This is a genomic window from Microbulbifer sp. SE14 (assembly GCF_059834885.1).
The window spans coordinates 1-17,956 of the sequence record NZ_JCBAJA010000002.1 but is presented as its reverse complement, the minus strand read 5'-3'; the positions used below and the strand labels follow the sequence as shown (position 1 = coordinate 17,956).

The following is a 17,956-nucleotide window of genomic DNA, read 5'->3' as shown; positions in this document are numbered from 1 at the left end:
AGTGTGGCGAACCCCAACGTGGGGCGCCGGCAATCTGCTTGACGCAGCGCGTAGCCCGGACGACTAGACTAGGTCTTCATAAACCTGGCCTGCCAGGCCACCGCCAGGCACAGCATAAAATAGATCGCCGTAGCCGGCGCCTGCAGGTGAAAGTCGGTGGTCAGCATGATCAGCTCGGCGATAATCGCCATCACCGCGGCAAAGGCCATGCCCTGCATCAAGCCGTTGCGGCGGTTGCGCAGGGCGATGAAGGCCTGGGCCAGGCTCCACAGCACCGCCACCCCCAGCATCAGCGTGGCCGGCAGGCCGAACTCGATCGCGAACTGTAAATAGTCGTTGTGGGCCAGGTCGTAGAAAGCCTCGATGCCAGGCCCTTTCACGCTGGGAAAGGACGAGTAGAAACTGCCGCCGCCGGTACCCGTCAACGGGTGCTGCTCTATCAGCGCCATGCCGTACCGGTTCACCTCGTCCCGCGTCTCCTTGGTGAAACTGGTATTCTCCAGCTTGTCTTTGAGTCGGTCTAGACCGAACCAGCTGCCCACGATCATCAAGTCAATCACCAGCAGGCTCACCAGCAGCACCGTCAGGCTGCGACTTTTCTTGCGGATCAGCAGCAGGCCCATCAGGCCGGTAATGGACAGGCTGGCGAAGAAGGCGGTATTGGCCATGCGGGAGTGGGACATCACCAAGCCGATCACCATCATCGCCAGGCAAAGCCGCATCACCGCCTTGCCATTCAGCAGCATTGCCAGCACCTGCTTGAGCTTCTCCTTCAGCGTGCCACCGTTGCTGCCGGAAAGGCTGGCGATCAGCAGTCCGATTCCGAGACACAGGCACAGTACCAGGAAGTTGCCGAAGTGGTTCTTGTAGCGGAAGCCGCCAGTGGCGATGGGACCGTTGGGGAAGCCGAGTACCCAGGTGGTCTCGGAGCCGGACAATGCCAGCAGCACGCCGTAAAACGCCTGGAAGGTACCGGTCAGTACCGCCACCAGTGCCAGCGTCTTTAGTCGCTGGCGGGAGTTCACCAGCGCCAGCACCAGGAACAGCAGGCTCCAGTAGCTCAGGCCTTTCAGCAGCCCGACATGGGTTCGGCTGGGATCCAGGGACAGGGTACCGCTGGATGCCCCTGGATTCGCGCCGAGAAAGTGCGCCGCCGTGTCCGGGGCAATCCCCTGCAGCCAGCCGATCGGCAGCGGCAATTGCTGGACAGCCACCCACACCTGGAAGAGCCCAAACAGCAACAACAGCGGCAGGTAGGGGCGCAGCGTATGCAGTCGCGGTGAGTAAGTGTTGACTACCAGCCAGCCGCCCATCAGGACAAAAGACCAGACTTCGAGCAGCGCCCAGGCCCAGGGGCGGTGGGAGCCGAGGGGAATTGGCAGCCAGAACAGCAGCGCGAGCAGTGCATAGAAGAGTCCGCGCTCAAGGCGCTCGATACGATAGCCGGGTTCGGGCATGGTCGGTAGCTGATTCGTCAGTTGAAATCTTGAATGTTCTTTATCATTGCGCGACACATCTTGCCCATTAAATGACAATTACCCTTTGGGAGCCAGCCCTCAGGGTGCGCCGTGCGAACCAGCAGAGCAGTGCTGCCGCCTCGGAAGGTATCCGCGGCGCACGGTGCACCCTACGCAAGATTCCCGGATACAAAAAAAGGCCCGCAAGGGCCTTTTTTGACGCGCGCACGCCTTAGTTTGGAGAGGGGCCGCACTCTACGGGTACGATATCGCAGAGAAACGGGGGGATAGGGGGAAAGGGGGGCAGTGGGGGCACTGCGCCGGGCAATGCCGAGGATGCCAGTGCGCCGGGCAATGCAGCGGATGCCAGTGCGGAGCCGGCGGCAGTTGGCGGGGAAATGCTGCTGGGGTCGGCGCCGCCGGCAATGGCAGCGGCAACCACCTGTTCGGGGTTGAAGCCTGCGGCAGCCGCGGTGTCAACAATCGCCTGTGCCTTATCCGGTTTCGCGGCAACGGCCGCTGCGATAATCGCGTCGGCTTTTTCCGGCGCCACGGCAAGCGCCTGGACAACGGTTTCCTCAATACTCAGGCCCTCCACCAGGCCGTGGGCAATGACGTGTTCCATGGAGTAACCGGCCCTGATAAAACCTTCCACCGTCGCGTTCGCAATACCGCAGAGCATGCTTGCGCTCAATGCGATTCCCAAAATGGTCGTCTTGTTCATCTCGGCTCCGCCTCCGTACAGTTGCTATTGGTTACTTCCCTGCAGATATATCCGATTGTAGTGGCCCGAGAGTAAATAGGAACACCTCAGGACATTAATGACGACAATTTTTCAAGTAAAAAATTAAAAAAATCCAGTTGATACCGCATCGCAAGCTTGGTGGAACTTAAGTGATTTCCGCGGCTTTATTCACTGGTCTCCAGTTTGGTGGCCGCGCGCGGATAAGGGGATCCGTTGAGCAGGTAGCACCACCGGTTAACCCCGGTGCGCTCCGCCTGGCGCAGGGCAATGTCGCTACTGGCCAAAAGGCCTTGTACAGTCTGAGACGCCTCAATTGGCACTATGCCAATACTCCCGAAGCCGTGCGGATGCAACCCCGTCGTCTGTGCCGAAAATCCATCGCACAGGTCTTGGGCCAGTGCGCACACCGGATCCCTGCCGCCAAAATTGCCTATCAGGGCGAGTTCGCCATCGCCGGCGCGAAATAGACAGCAGCTACTGGTTTCAATTGTGTTGGCCGCGATATCCGCCTCTGGCAAGCGCTCACCCAAACGGCGGAGCAGCAGTGCGATGGCCGATTCGACATAGTCGTCTGCAGCCCAGCGGCCGAGCGAGCTGGTCACATCCGTGAGGCTGGATAGATGGACCAACAGCAGGTGCTTCTCACTGGCAGTGGAAGCGTCATTGACCGCTTCCAGAATTCGCTGTAGCTGTCGTTCAAACGCCCTGCGGTTGCCGAGCCCGGTTCGCACATCCTGCAGCACCTCCCGGCGCAAGGCGCCTATCTCGTTATTGAGCGATTGCAGCTGCGCCGCAAGCAGCTGCTGTGTGCGTCTCGACCAACGCAAGGCCAACGCCGCCGCAAGCGCGGCCCCCGCCAGCCCCAGCCCTAGAATCCCGAGGGTCAGCCGCCAAAGTTGCTGGTAGGCCAGTTCGGGATGCGCTCTGACGGCAACACTGGCTACCTGCTCCCAGCCCCTATTGATGGCGGCAGTGGCCGCAGGAGGATGCAGTGAAAGAAGGGAGACGAATGCATCCGGAACCTGCGATTGCACACTGTCCAGGTGATGCCCGGCCAGCAGGTTGCCACGGGAATCACGCAACTCGATCCCGGAGTAATAGCCCCCCTGTGCCAGGGCCATGATCATGGTGTCCGCCGCCAACAAGTCCCAGTTGGCAATATGCGGCTGCAATGCCATGGCCAGACTGTTGGCACTGTCCTGCGCATAGGCATTCAACTGGTGGTACAAGTAATCCCGTGTGGTATCAACCGCCAGCCAAAGACTGCCGCCCAGCACAAAAAACAACGCCAGCAACACCCTGGTTATCAATCCTCCAAACGATACCAAAACCAATTACCTTTTCTCGAATCCCCTTTCACGCATCGTGCCGATCACTATCTCCAAACAAAAATATTCGTCGTGCCGGAAAACCAAAAACTCGTCATGCCGGCGCAGTCCGGTATCCAGTGCTGGCTTCGAAGAGCCTGGACTCCGGCCTGCTCCGGAACGATGATGAAGTGCGGCACCCTAAGTAAGTGAACCCGCTCTCAGGAGAATAACTCTCGGGTCAATGAAATCCTTCACGCCTGATCCGCTCCACTAAATCATTCCACAACAGGGATCCGCTGTGATTCCGTACCTTCCGATCCGGGTACTCTGGCCGGTTCAACCACAGTCCTACAGCATTAAAACTGTACACTGGCTCAAGATCAGTGCGATTCTGCGCCGGCACAATCTCATCGGTCAGGTTGTCGAGAACCAGCGGCGCGCTGCCTTCTTCCTCTATATAGAGAAGCACCATGTGTGGCTGATCCAACTCCAGTGCTTTCACGTACATCAACCGTAACTTGTTCACGGGAAACCCTATGGCCTGTAAGCTGAACAGTTTCGCGATTGCAAAGTCCTCGCAGTCCCCCCCGTTGGCGGCCAGGAATTCCACAGGCGTCGCCCAGTAGTCCACTTTACCCCATTGCTCGCTATCCTCCGAAAAAGGTACCTCGTTGAGAAAACGATTTACGCGCAACAGCTGGCGCCAATCACTCGCGCCGCGCTCGCTCCGCAGAAGTGTCTGCCACTCCAGCAGGCGTTCCCGCGCCCCTTCACCATAGCGCTCGGTCATTCGTTCCAGTAGGGATGGCGGTAGCAACGGCGAAGCTGCCGGTAGCGCGCGGCTGGACAGCAGAATACCTCCAACAAACAGCAGAAATAAAATAGTTGGTATATGGCCGGCTGCCAATGTCGGGTACCGAAGCAGCCTGCCCCGCCAAAGCCAGTACATAAAAGGCGCCACCAGTTAAAAATGCAACAAGTTGGGCGTCGGCATAGCCGAAGAGAAACGCTTGCCTGATAAAAGTGTGGCTGCTCAACGGAGGAGGTGGATGTAGATAAATGTATTGCATGCCAAATTGTTCAGAATTTACACATTCAAAGCAATGGCCTGCGCCGGTAGGTGATCGATCCGATATATGGCTTGCCGCCAAAAACTACAAAATTGGCTTCTAGATCCAAGTAAGTGGAAAAATGCAATTGGCATGAAAATCTAAATTATCGATAAAAACCAGAAGGCAAGACTCTTTTTATGTTGAAATGCAATGAGGTTTTGCTACAGTTGAGACCGTGCCACATAAGTTCAGTGACTGAAAAATAATTCCAACCGACAGGAATAGCGGCGCCAAAAAAATGAAGGATGAATTACAGGTTAAGGAAGGCCGGATTCAGGGAGTGCTTCTGTTGAAGCACTAAGCAGAAGTGTATTGGATGTCCAACCATGATGTCCGTTTTCTCTGCCGATGGGCAACAGTTCCCGCACAGGCTCCCGCCAATCTCCTTTCTCTTACCCACTGCGTCATTTATAGGCTCAGTCACAATGAGCCAGTTCCTTCACGAGAGTCTCAGAGCAACCTTGTATTGCTGGCAATGTTTGGAATCGAAGGGAGCGGAATCATGACCTGCATTAAAAAAGCGGTAATTCCCTTGGCCGGGCTGGGAACGCGCATGCTGTCCGCCACCAAGGCCATCTTCATCCAGAGTATGGCCTGCACCACGAAAAAATCGGCAGAGATCTCGAGGTTTTTCTGGGCATTCACAAACCAAAAGTAACTGAAGCGGCCCAACCGTTACTCCAGCCTGTCACCCGGCTGCTCATTTCTTTATCCCGGCTCCCTTCGTCATTCCGGCGAAGGCTGGGATCCAGAACAACACTAGGAGCCTCCTCACAGACGGGCAAGCCAGACCGAAAACCAAACTAAATGTGGGAGCCTGCCCTGCAGGCGAAAAAGTCAAAGTCATGACAGAGCAAAGCACCCCTACCAAAGCCCCGAGTTGCCGGCAAGCCCCCTCCGCTAAAGACCTCGTAGGTAAAACTCTGTCCTTCCGGGCGGGAACTCACTTCGGTCAAATCACTCACCACGGTGCAATCGACGGCGTCACCGGCTCCTGCCACCAGCTATTCCTGGATGAAAAAAAATCCATTTTGATCGACTGCGGCCTGTTTCAGGGCGCGGAAACCTCACCCGGGGGCAGCAAACACGATCAACTGGAAATCGAGTTCCCTATCAGCACCGTAAAAGCCCTGGTAGCCACCCATGTCCATATCGACCACGTGGGCCGCATTCCCTACCTGATTTCTGCCGGCTTCCGCGGCCCTATTTATTGCAGTGAACCCACCGCAGAACTTCTGCCGCTTGTACTGGAAGATGCCCTTAAGATCGGTGTCACCCGGGATAAAGCGCTGATCGAAAAATTCCTGGATTACATCAAGGCCCAGATGCGTCCACTGCCGTACAACCAGTGGAAGCTGGTAATCGATGACAATGACAATGCCTTGAATATCCGCCTGCAGCGGGCCGGCCATATCCTCGGATCCGCCTATGTTGAGTGTGACCTGAAAGCCGGTGAGCAGAAACGCCGGACAATATTTTCCGGCGACTTGGGCGCCCCCAACACGCCTCTTTTATATGGTCCCACGCCATCCGAAGGCTGTGACGAACTGGTCATAGAAAGCACCTACGGCGACCGCATCCACGATAACCGCGTTGAGCGCGCAGAAACCCTGCGAAAAGCGATAGAGCGTGCTTTGAAAGATGGCGGCAGCGTGCTGATACCAGCCTTTAGCATTGGCCGCACACAAGAGTTACTCTACGAGCTGGAAAATATCATAACCCGGGAATGCGGAGCTCCAGCTCCGCAAAACAGCCCTTGGCACAACCTTCCGGTAATCGTAGATTCACCCCTTGCCAGCCGCTTTACGGAAGTCTACCGCCGTCTCGAAAAATACTGGGATGAAGAAGCCCAGGCCATAATCCGGCAGGGACGCCACCCATTGAGCTTCGACCAGCTGATCACAGTAGACGACCACGCAACTCATCAGATGATGGTTAACCGCCTGACGCAGACCGGGCAACCGGCCATCGTCATCGCCGCCAGTGGCATGTGCAGCGGTGGTAGGGTGGTGAACTACCTGAAGGCGATGCTTGAAGATCCGCGCCACAACATTGTCTTCGTCGGCTATCAGGCCAGGGGCACCGCCGGCCGCGCGATCCAGAAATACGGCCCCCGCAACGGATACGTGGAACTCGGCGGCCATCGCTACACCATCCGCGCCGGCGTGGACACTATCAGCGGCTATTCTGCCCACGCGGACCAGGAAGACCTGCTCGACTTTGTGCGCCGTATGCGTCGTTACCCAAAAGTGGTGCGCAATGTCCACGGCGACGATCACGCCAAGAAAACACTGAAGAAAAAGCTTTTAGATGAAGGTCTTACACAACATGTAGAAATTCCGAAAAATGTTCGCACCGGACTATTTTATTAAAAATACACCGCAACTAAAGCCTGAAATCTGGAACTGAAAAATGAAGATGGACAACTGACACCTGAAAATAGAGAACCGAAGGAGCAAAAAAAGTGATCCCAGTTATCCTCTCCGGCGGAACCGGCTCGCGCCTCTGGCCCCTGTCCCGCAGCCTCTATCCCAAGCAGTTCCTGCCGCTGGCCAGCGACCTAACCATGCTCCAGGACACCCTGGCCCGCCTGGACGGCATGCCGGACCTGTCCGACCCCATGGTGGTCTGCAACGAGGAGCACCGCTTCATGGTGGCCGAGCAACTGCGCGCCATCGACCGCGCCCCGTCGGACATCCTGCTGGAGCCCGTGGGCCGCAACACTGCCCCGGCCATCGCCCTGGCCGCGTTAAAAGCCCTGGACAACCCCGAACACGACGACCCTGTGCTCCTGGTGCTGCCCGCCGACCACATCATCCGGGACGTCAACGCCTTTCACCAAGCCGTCGCCGCCGGCAGCGTCCACGCGGATCGGGGCAGGCTGGTCACCTTCGGCATCGTGCCCAGCTGCCCCGAAACCGGCTACGGCTACATCAAGGCTGGCGAGGCACTGGACGGGGACCACCCCACTCGCCTGGTGGCCCAGTTCGTGGAAAAGCCCGACCAACAAACCGCCGAGAACTACCTGGATAGCGGTGATTACTACTGGAACAGCGGCATGTTCATGTTCAGGGCCAGCCGCTATGTGATGGAACTGGCGAACCGCAACCCGGCCATACTCAAAGCCTGCCGTACCGCCCTGGAGCTCGCCGAAACCGATCTGGACTTCACCCGCATCCACCGCGAAGCCTTCTCCGCCTGCCCGGCAGACTCCATCGACTATGCGGTGATGGAACCTTTGTGCACTAATGCTGAGGGCTCTTCATGCACTGACGCTGAGGGCTCTTCCGCCGCCGTGGTGGTGCCCATGGCCGCCGGCTGGTCCGATGTAGGCGCATGGTCCGCCCTGTGGGATGTCTCGGCCAAGGACGAACAGGGCAACGTCTTTAACGGCGACGTCATCGCCCATGAATCCAGGAACTGCTTCGTGGAAACCAATGGCAAACTGATAGCCCTGGTGGGGATGGAAGATGCAATAGTCATTCAGACCGACGATGCCGTTATGGTGGCCCACAAGGACCGGGTGCAGGATGTCAAGGCCATCGTCAGCCAATTAAACGAAGAGGGACGCAGTGAAGCCCAGCTGCACCGCAAGGTCTACCGCCCCTGGGGCTACTACGATTCCATCGACAGCGGCGATCGATTCCAGGTCAAGCGCATTGTCGTCAACCCGGGCCAGAAGCTGTCCCTGCAAATGCACCACCACCGCGCCGAGCACTGGATTGTGGTGAAGGGCACGGCCAGGGTCACCAATGGGGACCGGCAAATACTGGTCTCCGAAAATGAGTCCACCTACATTCCGCTGGGCTCCAAGCACCGGCTGGAAAATCCGGGGGCTATTCCGTTGGAGTTGATAGAGGTGCAGTCCGGCGGCTATCTGGGTGAAGATGACATCGTACGCTTCGAAGACACCTACGGCAGGGATAGGGATTGGAGTGGAGCTGCTGCGAGCGATTCCGACCCTATCGCCGATGCAGGCACATAAACCTCTGTAACTGCGGGTTGACAGGTAATGAGTGAAACTGAAGCGAAAGTGGAGTCAAGGGAGGGGGCTGCCTGGTATCTTCTGCAATGCAAGTCCCGTCAGGAAGATCGCGCCAGAGAGAACCTCGATCGACAGGGGTATACCTGCTTTTCTCCCACCATAAAGATGGAGCGCATACGACGTGGTAGGCGAGCAATGTCAACAGAGCCACTGTTCCCGGGTTACGTGTTTGTATCACTGGATTTGGTTAACGATAGCTGCGCCAGCATTCGATCGACGCGGGGAGTTGTTCGGCTTGTCAGTTTTAATGGCGTTCCCGCAACGGTTCCGAATGCTGTCATAGATAACCTGAGGCAGCATGAACGCACTGAGGGCCAACCTGACCAGGTGCTTAGGCCGGGTGACAGTTTACAAGTCATATCGGGTCCGTTCAGGGAGCTGGAAGTCATATTTCAGTCCTATGATGGTGAAGAAAGAGTCTTTGTGTTGCTGGATATGCTTCAGAAGCAGCAGACACTGAGTATCCCACTAAGGGATTTAAAGCCGTGTAGTAACGGGTAACGAGATTTAAACTGTGTAGTAGCGGTTTTGGGGCGTACAAATTCGCAACCGGTCAACCCGTAGCGGATTATCGTCCCGGTACAGAATTGCCAACCGTTTAATAAGGCTTGCAGCCTGCATGGAAAGGATAGGCTGCCGGGTATTGAGGATTGCCCGAACAACCTTCGGGCGGTAGCGTGTCTGAAAGCAGACTACATGCGGGATGTTTGCTGGCGCTGCGTGAAAGGTGCTATCTGTAAGTGATAACAAAGCATATGAGGTATTTCCTCTGTTTATGCCACGAGTAACGCTCTCTAATAAGACGATATTCAATTGCTCGGGTGAGAAGACACTGCTCCAGGCTGCGCGACAGAGTGGGCTGGCCTTGGAACACAGCTGTCGCACCGGGCGCTGTGGAGTATGCAAGGCACGAGTGGCTTCGGGTCATTCAACACCCCTGAGGCCCGAACAGGCCCTGTCAAAGCAAGAAGTGGAGCAGGGCTATATATTGACCTGCTGCCGCACAGCCGAGACCGACTTGTCGCTGGATATCGAAGACCTCGGCAAGCTGGGGGCTCTCGAAACAAAAACGCTGCCGTGTCGCATAGACAACCTTGAGCGGATCGCCACGGATGTGATGCACGTCACTCTGCGTACACCGCCTGCTGCCAAGCTCGAATACCTGCCGGGACAGTATCTGGACTTAATTGGTAAGGATGGAACCCGTCGCAGTTATTCAGTAGCCAACGCCCCCCGGGAAGACGGCAGGCTCACACTGCAGATCCGACGCGTGGCCCGGGGCGTGATGAGCCATTATTGGTTCGAAGAGGCAAAAACCAATGACCTGTTGCGCCTGGAAGGGCCGCTGGGAACCTTCTGCTTGCGGAACAGCCAACCGAGCCAGTTGATATTCCTTGCCACCGGTACAGGTATCGCTCCAATCAAGGCAATACTTGAAGGGATGACTGCCAACTCAGCGCAGCACAGGCATAACCGCATTCACTTGTACTGGGGAGGCAGAATACCCCCTGATATCTACTGGCAGCCGAATTTTCCTTCATTGAATTTGACGTTCACACCGGTGCTCTCCCGCGCGAGCGAAAGCTGGCAGGGCCGTACCGGCTACATTCAGCACGCCGCCCTTGAAGACGGTATCTCCCTTGAGGATTCCGTAGTCTATGCCTGTGGTTCGGAAACCATGATTCAGAGCGCGCATACGGAATTGTCCACTGCAGGACTCCCTGCAAAAAACTTCTATTCCGATGCTTTTGTAAGCTCAAATTGATCAGGAGGAACAATGAAAGCTGTGATACTTGCCGGCGGTTTGGGAACTCGCCTCAGTGAAGAGACCGGTACCCGTCCAAAGCCGATGGTGGAAATCGGAGGTAAGCCGATCCTGTGGCACATCATGAAGATGTATTCCGCTTACGGTATCAATGACTTCATCATCTGTTGTGGCTACAAAGGCTATGTGATTAAAGAGTATTTCGCTAACTATTTCCTGCATATGTCTGATGTCACCTTCAATATGCGTGACAATGACATGGAAGTGCATAACCGGCGGGCTGAGCCATGGAATGTCACGTTGGTGGATACCGGAGAAAATTCCATGACCGGGGGGCGACTACGTCGTGTCGCAGATTATGTGCGCTGTGATGAGTCTTTCTGTTTTACCTACGGCGATGGTGTAGGCGATATCGACATCACCGCAATAGTTCGTTTCCATAACAGCCATGGCAAGGCGGCAACCCTGACGGCGACCTACCCTCCTGGTCGTTTTGGGGCCCTGGATATCCAGGATCGGCAAGTAAGACGTTTTAAGGAAAAGCCCAAAGGTGATGGTGCGCTGATCAACGGTGGCTTTTTTGTCCTGACCCCCAAGGTGCTTGAGTACCTTTCAGACGACAGTAGCGTCTGGGAGCAGGAGCCGCTGATGAACCTGGCCGAGGATGGTGAGTTGATGGCCTACGAGCATCACGGCTTCTGGCAGCCCATGGACACCCTGCGGGACAAGATCCTGCTCGAAGAACTCTGGGACAGCGGCAAAGCCCCCTGGAAGACATGGGAATGACCATGCAAACACAGGTCGCACAGGTCAGCCCGGTGTTCTGGCGGGACAAGCGGGTCTTCCTCACCGGCCACACCGGCTTCAAGGGCAGCTGGCTGTCGCTCTGGTTGCAGTACCTGGGGGCCGAGGTAAAGGGCTTTGCTCTGGAACCGCCCACCACGCCGACGCTGTTTTATGAATCGCGGGTGGGCGAGGAAATGGTATCGGAGATCGGAGATATTCGCGATCGGGAGGCGATAGCGACCAGCCTGATCGACTTCGATCCCGATATCCTGATCCATATGGCCGCCCAGCCGTTGGTGCGGCACTCCTACCGCGAGCCCGTTGAGACCTACGCCACCAACGTGATGGGCACGGTGCATGTACTGGAAGCAGCTCGCCAGTGTTCCAACCTGCGCGCCATCGTCAACGTCACCACCGACAAGTGTTACGAGAACCGGGAGTGGGCGTGGGGCTACCGGGAGAACGAGCCCATGGGCGGGCACGACCCCTACAGTAACAGCAAAGGTTGTGCGGAGTTGGTCACCACCGCCTACCGCAACTCCTTTTTCCACTACCCGGAAAGCGCCGCACTGGCCTCGGCCCGCGCCGGAAACGTGATTGGCGGCGGTGACTGGGCCGATGACCGGCTAATCCCCGACATCCTCCGGGCATTCGAGAAAGGCGAGCCGGTGATCATCCGCAACCCCTTGGCCATCCGCCCCTGGCAGCATGTGCTGGAGCCGCTCAGCGGCTACCTTGTGCTTGCCGAAAAACTCTTTGAGAAGGGGAAAGCCTTTGCCGAGGGCTGGAACTTCGGCCCCCGCGATGAGGACGCCAAACCGGTGGAGTGGATCCTCAATCGAATGGCGAAAACCTGGGGTGGGGAGGCGAGTTGGGAGCTGGACACCAACCCCCAGCCCCACGAGGCCCGCTACCTGAAGCTCGATATATCCAAGGCTCGGTCCCGCCTGCACTGGTCCCCGACCTGGGATCTCGGCACGACGCTGGAGCGTATTATCGCCTGGCATCGGGCGTGGTTGGGGGGCCGGGATACGCGTCAGAGCTGCCTTGATGAAATTGCAAGCTATGTCAGCGGCGATGAAAGATGCGGGTTGAACGCTCCCGAGGATAACGCCGCAATCGCGCTCGAAGAAAGCTAATCAACTGCAGGAAATAGAATGACCCCCGAACAACTTCGTCAAGAAATCAGCCAGCTTGTTGAACGGTACGCCGAAGCCACGTTGGCGTCGAAACCCTTCGTACCGGGCGAGAGCGCGGTGCCCCCCTCGGGGAAGGTAATCGGCGCACAAGAACTACAGTTGATGGTGGAGGCCTCCCTGGACGGCTGGCTGACCGCCGGGCGATTCAATGCCGAGTTCGAGACCAGGCTGGCGGAGTTCATGGGCGTCAAGCACCTGATCACTGTCAATTCAGGTTCCTCGGCCAACCTCGTCGCGTTCAACACCCTGACCTCCCCCAAACTGGGCGACCGGGCGATCCGAAAAGGTGACGAGGTGATTGGCGTGGCGGCGGGCTTTCCCACCACCGTCAATCCCATCGTCCAGTTCGGGGCCGTGCCAGTGTTCGTCGATGTGGACCCGTATACCCACAATGTCGACGCCGAGCTGATAGAGGCGGCCATAACCTCCAAGACCAAGGCAATCATGCTGGCCCACACCCTGGGGAACCCCTTTAACCTCGCCAAGGTCAAGGCTCTGTGTGAAAAACATGGCCTCTGGCTGGTGGAGGACTGCTGCGATGCCCTGGGCGCCGTCTACAGTGGCCGTCTGGTGGGTACTTTCGGGGATATCGGCACCCTGAGCTTCTACCCCGCCCACCATATCACCATGGGCGAGGGTGGGGCTGTTTTCACCGACAACCCCCAGCTTAAGACCATCGCAGAATCCTTCCGCGACTGGGGGCGCGATTGCTACTGCGCGCCGGGCTGCGACAATACTTGCGGCAACCGTTTCGGCCAGCAATTCGGCACTTTGCCACAGGGGTACGACCACAAGTACGTCTACGCCCACCTCGGTTACAACCTGAAGATCTCCGACATGCAGGCGGCTTGCGGCCTGGCCCAGCTCGAGCGCGCCCAGGTGTTTATCGACGTCCGTAAGCACAACTTCCAGCTACTCAAGGAGCGCTTGGCGGGCCTCGAGGAGTTTATCGAGATCGCGCAAGCCACCCCAAACAGCGACCCTTCCTGGTTCGGTTTTCCGGTCACACTGAGGGAGAGCAGCGGCGTGCAGCGGGTGGATCTGCTGAAATTTCTCGACCAGAACAAGATCGGTACCCGGCTTCTGTTTGCCGGCAATCTCACCCGCCAGCCCTATTTCCAGAGTGTCGAGTACCGGGTGGTGGGGGAGCTGACCGAGACCGACCGTACCATGAAGCAGGCCTTCTGGTTGGGGATTTATCCGGCGCTGGGGCAGAGCCACTTTGATTTTGTTGGGGAGAAGTTCGAAGAATTCTTTGGGCTGAACTTCTGATATTTCCTGTTAACGAAGGATAGAACATGAAGTGCATTGAGGCCGAGTTTTAAAATGGTAGAAAATGCGGACCAGTTTTATTCCTGATGATTTCAAGAAGTGGCTGAGGCTAAAAGCACATTTCAAGTTTGGTTCTCAGCTATCAAGCGGATATAAATTATGAATGTGCGGCGCGCGCTTACTACTGGTGCAACAGGATTCATCGGCCAGAACTTGGTGCACCATTTATGCAACAATGGCTGGGAGGTACATGCAATCGTAAGGCCTCCGTCAGATACTTCGGTGCTCGTTGATAAAGAACCGACAATATGTTTGCACGAGCATCAGGGTACTACCGAATCCATGCTAAGAATCCTGTCCGAAGTAAACCCAAATGTGGTTTTTCATTTGGCATCACTTGTGCTCACGGAGCACCAGCCACGCGATATCGAGAGATTGATCCAAAGCAATGTGCTGTTCGCTACACAGCTGATAGAAGCAATGACGAAAACCGGCGTACGGAGCTTGGTTAATACTGGCACATTCTGGCAGCACTATCAAAGCGAAGGCTACAACCCGGTTAACCTCTATGCCGCGACTAAACAGGCATTCGAAGTCCTATTGCAATACTACGTGGCTGCGCGTCATCTAAGAGTTATTACTCTTAAGCTCTATGATACCTACGGCCCTAATGACCCGCGACCGAAGCTTATCAACCTGCTGCGGCGCGTTGCTGAAGAAAACCAGCCTCTGGCCATGAGCCCAGGTGAGCAGATGATGGATCTGGTGCATGTGGATGATGTGGCTCGGGCCTTTATTCTTGCTGCCGATCGCCTGTATGAGGGTGAGGTGAAAGCTTCCGAGAATTATGCTGTTTCATCTGGTAACCCTCTTTCCCTGCGTGAACTGGTAAAAAAAGTCGAGCAGATACTAGGAAAGGTACTGCCAATCGAATGGGGAGTGCGACCCTACCGGGAGCGGGAAGTGATGCAGCCCTGGTGTGGTACGGAACTGCCAGGTTGGGAACCGCGCATCGACATTAAAGAGGGGCTCTGTGGTGTTCTGCTCGGCGATCAGTGAACGAAATGGGAAGGCGTGGAGCGATAGGTGATGGAATTCTATACGGGATATTCAATACACCCTGCTGCTCCCCCATTGGACTTTGGGAGACGAATTAAATGGTGCTTTAAGGTAGAGCAAGTGTAATGACCCACGCGCACGGGAAATCGCTAGCTTATATATTCATCCGAGACCGCCACGACCTGTGGTCTCTGGTCAATCAAAGTACAAGAATAGGGGTGCGGATAACAACCTTCGGCCTGCTGGTCAGGCTGCTGGATCCAACAGAGTTGGCGCTTTGGTATATGTTTGTCGCCCTCTTTGGCGTGTCGAGTTTAATCGAGGGCGGCGGGAAAACAGCAATTACTCGCCAGGTTGCCTCTCATAGTGCCAAGTCGTTACGAGCAACGCGTTACTTCCTCATAGCAGTTTTACGGCTTTATCTTTTGCTCGCAATAGCCATCGGAATCATTGCTATTTCATTAGGATCTTGGTGGCTACAATCCTATCCGGGAGTAGCAGTTGACAACAAAATGGTATGGTTGTGGTGCATGTTCGTCACGGCGAATGTGATTGGCCTATTGGCCGCCGTTCTTGGGGGCGCACTAAGTGGGCTGGAAGGGGTGGCGCGCGCACAACGTAACGAAGCCTGCTCTATGGTTGTCAACCTTGCCGTGTTTGTCGGTCTATGGATGTTCATTCCATACGCTGGGATGTGGATACCCGTTTCCGCTATATGTATATCTTCTTTTGTTGGCTTGGGATTGAACTTGCAACTCCTAAACAAGAGTTTAAAAGGTTATTGGCTAACAAGATTTCGACGTAGTTTTATGTGTAGTGTAGTTGTGCGCTATATGCGGGAAACCGGGCAGGTTTTCGTTGGTGTATTGGCGTTCCATCTGTTGACAAGCTTTTTTATACTATTGCTTGCGGCGTATAAGCCTTCAGGGGTTGTGGCCGCTTATGGTGTGGTGATGCAGATGTTCAATTTGGTCCTCTCCTTCGTCAGTATTTGGGCGTATTCCTCCTTCCCTCGCTGGGCATCTGCGGCTTCTACGCCTGAGGCATGGAAGGAGTTGAAAGCAGTGCTGGCTCGTGCAGTTCCTGTACTTACCATCGGCTTGTTGGCGGCTTCGATCATAGGGCCTGAGATTCTCTTCCTATGGAAAGATTCTCAGGTCATGTTAGATGGCGCAGAGTTGTGGGTGCTTTTAGCTATCTTGTTACATGAGTGTATATTCTCCATAATCGCCCGCTTTCTACTTTCAAGAGGATATGCTGCGAGGGTTGCGTGGACATCAGTTGTCTACGCGGCCACCTTCCTGGCAACGACATGGGCACTTTTTGCAGGATTACAGGCTGGACTGGTACTTATTCTAATAGCTAGATTGCTGTTGGGTATACTGCTGTATGACTTTCCAATTGGGCATGCTGGCTTGAAAATAGTAATGGGGAGGAGGTCATGAGTCAGCATATATTGCTTACAGTTGCGGTTCCTACTTATAACCGCTGCGACAAGCTTGCAGAATTGGGGCAGAGAATTCTCCTGCCAATATCCAAACTGCCCGGTGTTGAAGTTCTTATTTGTGACAACTCTGGAGCCATCGAGGCCGAGCGCAACGCTTCAGTATTTTTTGGTAGTGCCGTGCGTTACCAAAAAAATATTTGCAATATCGGATTTCACGGTAACCTCTTGCAATGCATTAACAGTGCGCGTGGAGATTGGCTGTGGATAATTTCTGATGATGATGAAGTGGATCGTTCAGCTTTTTCAAGGTTTCTCGCTGCTTTATCTAACAACGATTTTGTCAGCTGTAACGGAATCATGTTGCCATTTTATATAAAAAGAGTGGATGAAAAGTTATCTGCAATTAAAAAAAACGAAGGTTGTGTGGCGGAGGAAACCCTTCTGGAATTCGTTAAGCGAACCAAGAGAGTACCTTTTATTCTTTTTTCATCTGTTGTTGTCAAGATTAGAGGGTTGAAAAACAGGGAATCGCTGTGTGATATATGTGATAGATATTCTGCCAACGACTATACACAGGTTTTTCTTTTTTCGAGAGTTATTGGATGGAATGGGCGTATTCGTTTCTGGTTGGAGCCTATACAGATCTATCGGCAAGCATACGAAGGGAGATTTCCAATGAAGAGCTTGATTCGATCAATGGAAGAAGTGCTCGCCTTTATGGAGAGGGAGATTCGCATAGATAGAGAGACTGTCAAGGAAATGCGGCGTAAGTACATGAATGGTTGGGCTATCTGGTATGTTAGGCATAGGTCGGGAGAGGTAAAAATCCAGGAGGCAGAAGAAGCAAGGTTTTTTCTGTTTAAGCGGGCACTTGTATCTGCAAACTTCAGAGCAGTCGCGTTATTGTCTTTAGTTTCTATTCTGCCGAAGGCGATATTTCGCCATGCGTGGGCAAGGCTGTCATCGTGAGGCTGAGGAATACCATATCCGTGGCAGCCTTGGGGATGGTAAAGCTGCTGCGGAGGGCAGTATCCCGTATACAGGGAGAAATCTGTCGTGGACTGATGATACTGTGTGGGGTGGGGGCAGGCAAGGGTGTACGAGTTCGCGGATGGTGTTTTTTCTGGCGTAACCCAAAAGCGGAGATTATCTTTGGGGAAGGCGTCCGACTTTCTGGGGGCGTTAAAGAAAACCCTGTAAGTGGAGGAAGTAAGTTGGTATTGATTGCGGGAAAGCCAGGTGCTCGGCTGGAGATAGGGGATGAGTCTGGAGTATCCGCATCAGTAATTTATGCATGCGAATCGGTAGTGATCGGGAAAAGGGTGTTGATTGGAGGTGGGTGCTCAATTTACGACAATGACTTTCATTGCTTAGATTCTAATCTGAGGAGTAATGGGAACACCGGAATTATAAGCGCCGCGGTGATAATTGAGGACGATGTTTGGTTGGGTGCACAAGTAATGATTCTAAAAGGTGTCCGGATTGGAAAAGGCAGTGTTATTGCAGCAAGATCAGTGGTCACTGGTGATATTCCTGAAGGAGTAATTGCCGCGGGAGTTCCCGCGCGAGTAGTAAGCAAGATCGAATAAGGTCTATATATATAGAATTACTAAAAATATCTTTTGTGTACCACACTGCTCGATTTGCCGAGACTGTAAATTAAATTGTGTAACTGCTCATGCCCCCGTACTCTGCACCGGAGGATACCATGAGCAGAACAATGGACAACAAAGATCTCGAACAGCAACTCCAGGCTCAC

At 54.9% G+C, this 17,956-nt stretch carries 16 protein-coding genes and 1 pseudogene; 12 read left to right on the top strand and 5 right to left on the bottom strand.

Annotated features, from left to right (window positions below):
• Positions 1-68: 68 nt before the first annotated feature.
• From AC6R19_RS01620 to AC6R19_RS01600, 5 genes are all read right to left on the bottom strand, one after another.
• Positions 69-1,457 carry an O-antigen ligase family protein gene (locus tag AC6R19_RS01620; RefSeq protein ID WP_500577731.1) on the bottom strand — a complete coding sequence of 463 codons (1,389 nt, stop codon included), beginning with the start codon at positions 1,455-1,457 and terminating at the stop codon, positions 69-71.
• A 232-nt stretch (positions 1,458-1,689) separates the two neighbouring features.
• A complete protein-coding gene (locus AC6R19_RS01615) occupies positions 1,690-2,181 on the bottom strand; it encodes a hypothetical protein (RefSeq protein WP_500577730.1) in 492 nt (163 codons plus the stop codon).
• 185 nt (positions 2,182-2,366) lie between these two features.
• Positions 2,367-3,530 carry a LapD/MoxY N-terminal periplasmic domain-containing protein gene (locus AC6R19_RS01610; protein ID WP_500577729.1) on the bottom strand — a complete coding sequence of 388 codons (1,164 nt, stop codon included), beginning with the start codon at positions 3,528-3,530 and terminating at the stop codon, positions 2,367-2,369.
• A gap of 220 nt (positions 3,531-3,750) precedes the next feature.
• The gene (locus AC6R19_RS01605; RefSeq protein WP_500577728.1) at positions 3,751-4,302 is read right to left on the bottom strand and encodes a transglutaminase-like cysteine peptidase; all 552 of its coding nucleotides are present in this window, start codon (positions 4,300-4,302) and stop codon (positions 3,751-3,753) included.
• 772 nt (positions 4,303-5,074) lie between these two features.
• Positions 5,075-5,296, bottom strand: a complete 222-nt coding sequence (locus AC6R19_RS01600) for a hypothetical protein (RefSeq protein WP_500577727.1) — start codon at positions 5,294-5,296, stop codon at positions 5,075-5,077.
• A gap of 173 nt (positions 5,297-5,469) precedes the next feature.
• Between AC6R19_RS01600 and AC6R19_RS01595 the strand changes: the two genes are divergently transcribed.
• From AC6R19_RS01595 to AC6R19_RS01540, 12 genes and pseudogenes are all read left to right on the top strand, one after another.
• Positions 5,470-6,996: an MBL fold metallo-hydrolase RNA specificity domain-containing protein gene (locus tag AC6R19_RS01595; protein ID WP_500577726.1), complete on the top strand. Its 1,527-nt coding sequence runs from the start codon at positions 5,470-5,472 to the stop codon at positions 6,994-6,996.
• 92 nt (positions 6,997-7,088) lie between these two features.
• Complete coding sequence (locus AC6R19_RS01590) at positions 7,089-8,609, top strand: mannose-1-phosphate guanylyltransferase/mannose-6-phosphate isomerase (protein ID WP_500577725.1); 1,521 nt, start codon at positions 7,089-7,091, stop codon at positions 8,607-8,609.
• Between the two features lie 27 nt (positions 8,610-8,636).
• The gene (gene rfaH / locus AC6R19_RS01585; RefSeq protein ID WP_500577724.1) at positions 8,637-9,170 is read left to right on the top strand and encodes a transcription/translation regulatory transformer protein RfaH; all 534 of its coding nucleotides are present in this window, start codon (positions 8,637-8,639) and stop codon (positions 9,168-9,170) included.
• A 274-nt stretch (positions 9,171-9,444) separates the two neighbouring features.
• A pseudogene (locus AC6R19_RS01580) lies at positions 9,445-9,660 on the top strand (2Fe-2S iron-sulfur cluster-binding protein); the annotation flags it as partial.
• Between the two features lie 27 nt (positions 9,661-9,687).
• Positions 9,688-10,434, top strand: coding sequence for an NAD(P)H-flavin reductase (locus tag AC6R19_RS01575; RefSeq protein WP_500578021.1), 747 nt, complete (start codon positions 9,688-9,690; stop codon positions 10,432-10,434).
• 12 nt (positions 10,435-10,446) lie between these two features.
• Complete coding sequence (rfbF, locus tag AC6R19_RS01570; RefSeq protein ID WP_500577723.1) at positions 10,447-11,220, top strand: glucose-1-phosphate cytidylyltransferase; 774 nt, start codon at positions 10,447-10,449, stop codon at positions 11,218-11,220.
• Positions 11,221-11,222: 2 nt separating this feature from the next.
• Positions 11,223-12,359 (top strand): CDP-glucose 4,6-dehydratase, encoded by a 1,137-nt coding sequence (gene rfbG, locus AC6R19_RS01565; protein WP_500577722.1) that lies wholly within the window; start codon positions 11,223-11,225, stop codon positions 12,357-12,359.
• 18 nt (positions 12,360-12,377) lie between these two features.
• Entirely contained in the window at positions 12,378-13,691 is a 1,314-nt protein-coding gene (gene rfbH / locus AC6R19_RS01560) for a lipopolysaccharide biosynthesis protein RfbH (RefSeq protein ID WP_500577721.1), read from the top strand.
• 159 nt (positions 13,692-13,850) lie between these two features.
• Positions 13,851-14,750: an NAD-dependent epimerase/dehydratase family protein gene (locus tag AC6R19_RS01555; protein ID WP_500577720.1), complete on the top strand. Its 900-nt coding sequence runs from the start codon at positions 13,851-13,853 to the stop codon at positions 14,748-14,750.
• Between the two features lie 125 nt (positions 14,751-14,875).
• The gene (locus tag AC6R19_RS01550; RefSeq protein WP_500577719.1) at positions 14,876-16,195 is read left to right on the top strand and encodes a polysaccharide biosynthesis protein; all 1,320 of its coding nucleotides are present in this window, start codon (positions 14,876-14,878) and stop codon (positions 16,193-16,195) included.
• Complete coding sequence (locus AC6R19_RS01545; protein ID WP_500577718.1) at positions 16,192-17,166, top strand: glycosyltransferase; 975 nt, start codon at positions 16,192-16,194, stop codon at positions 17,164-17,166. The genes AC6R19_RS01550 and AC6R19_RS01545 overlap by 4 nt, the downstream gene beginning before the upstream one ends.
• The gene (locus tag AC6R19_RS01540; protein WP_500577717.1) at positions 17,145-17,786 is read left to right on the top strand and encodes an acyltransferase; all 642 of its coding nucleotides are present in this window, start codon (positions 17,145-17,147) and stop codon (positions 17,784-17,786) included. Before AC6R19_RS01545 ends, AC6R19_RS01540 begins: the two co-directional genes overlap by 22 nt.
• Positions 17,787-17,956: the final 170 nt, after the last annotated feature.

Coding starts and splice junctions, on each gene's coding strand:
- AC6R19_RS01620 (WP_500577731.1), bottom strand. CDS start 1,457: ATGCCCGAACCCGGCTATCGTATCGAGCGCCTTGAGCGCGGACTCTTC.
- AC6R19_RS01615 (WP_500577730.1), bottom strand. CDS start 2,181: ATGAACAAGACGACCATTTTGGGAATCGCATTGAGCGCAAGCATGCTC.
- AC6R19_RS01605 (WP_500577728.1), bottom strand. CDS start 4,302: ATGACCGAGCGCTATGGTGAAGGGGCGCGGGAACGCCTGCTGGAGTGG.
- AC6R19_RS01595 (WP_500577726.1), top strand. CDS start 5,470: ATGACAGAGCAAAGCACCCCTACCAAAGCCCCGAGTTGCCGGCAAGCC.
- rfaH (WP_500577724.1), top strand. CDS start 8,637: ATGAGTGAAACTGAAGCGAAAGTGGAGTCAAGGGAGGGGGCTGCCTGG.
- rfbF (WP_500577723.1), top strand. CDS start 10,447: ATGAAAGCTGTGATACTTGCCGGCGGTTTGGGAACTCGCCTCAGTGAA.
- rfbG (WP_500577722.1), top strand. CDS start 11,223: ATGCAAACACAGGTCGCACAGGTCAGCCCGGTGTTCTGGCGGGACAAG.
- rfbH (WP_500577721.1), top strand. CDS start 12,378: ATGACCCCCGAACAACTTCGTCAAGAAATCAGCCAGCTTGTTGAACGG.
- AC6R19_RS01555 (WP_500577720.1), top strand. CDS start 13,851: ATGAATGTGCGGCGCGCGCTTACTACTGGTGCAACAGGATTCATCGGC.
- AC6R19_RS01550 (WP_500577719.1), top strand. CDS start 14,876: ATGACCCACGCGCACGGGAAATCGCTAGCTTATATATTCATCCGAGAC.
- AC6R19_RS01545 (WP_500577718.1), top strand. CDS start 16,192: ATGAGTCAGCATATATTGCTTACAGTTGCGGTTCCTACTTATAACCGC.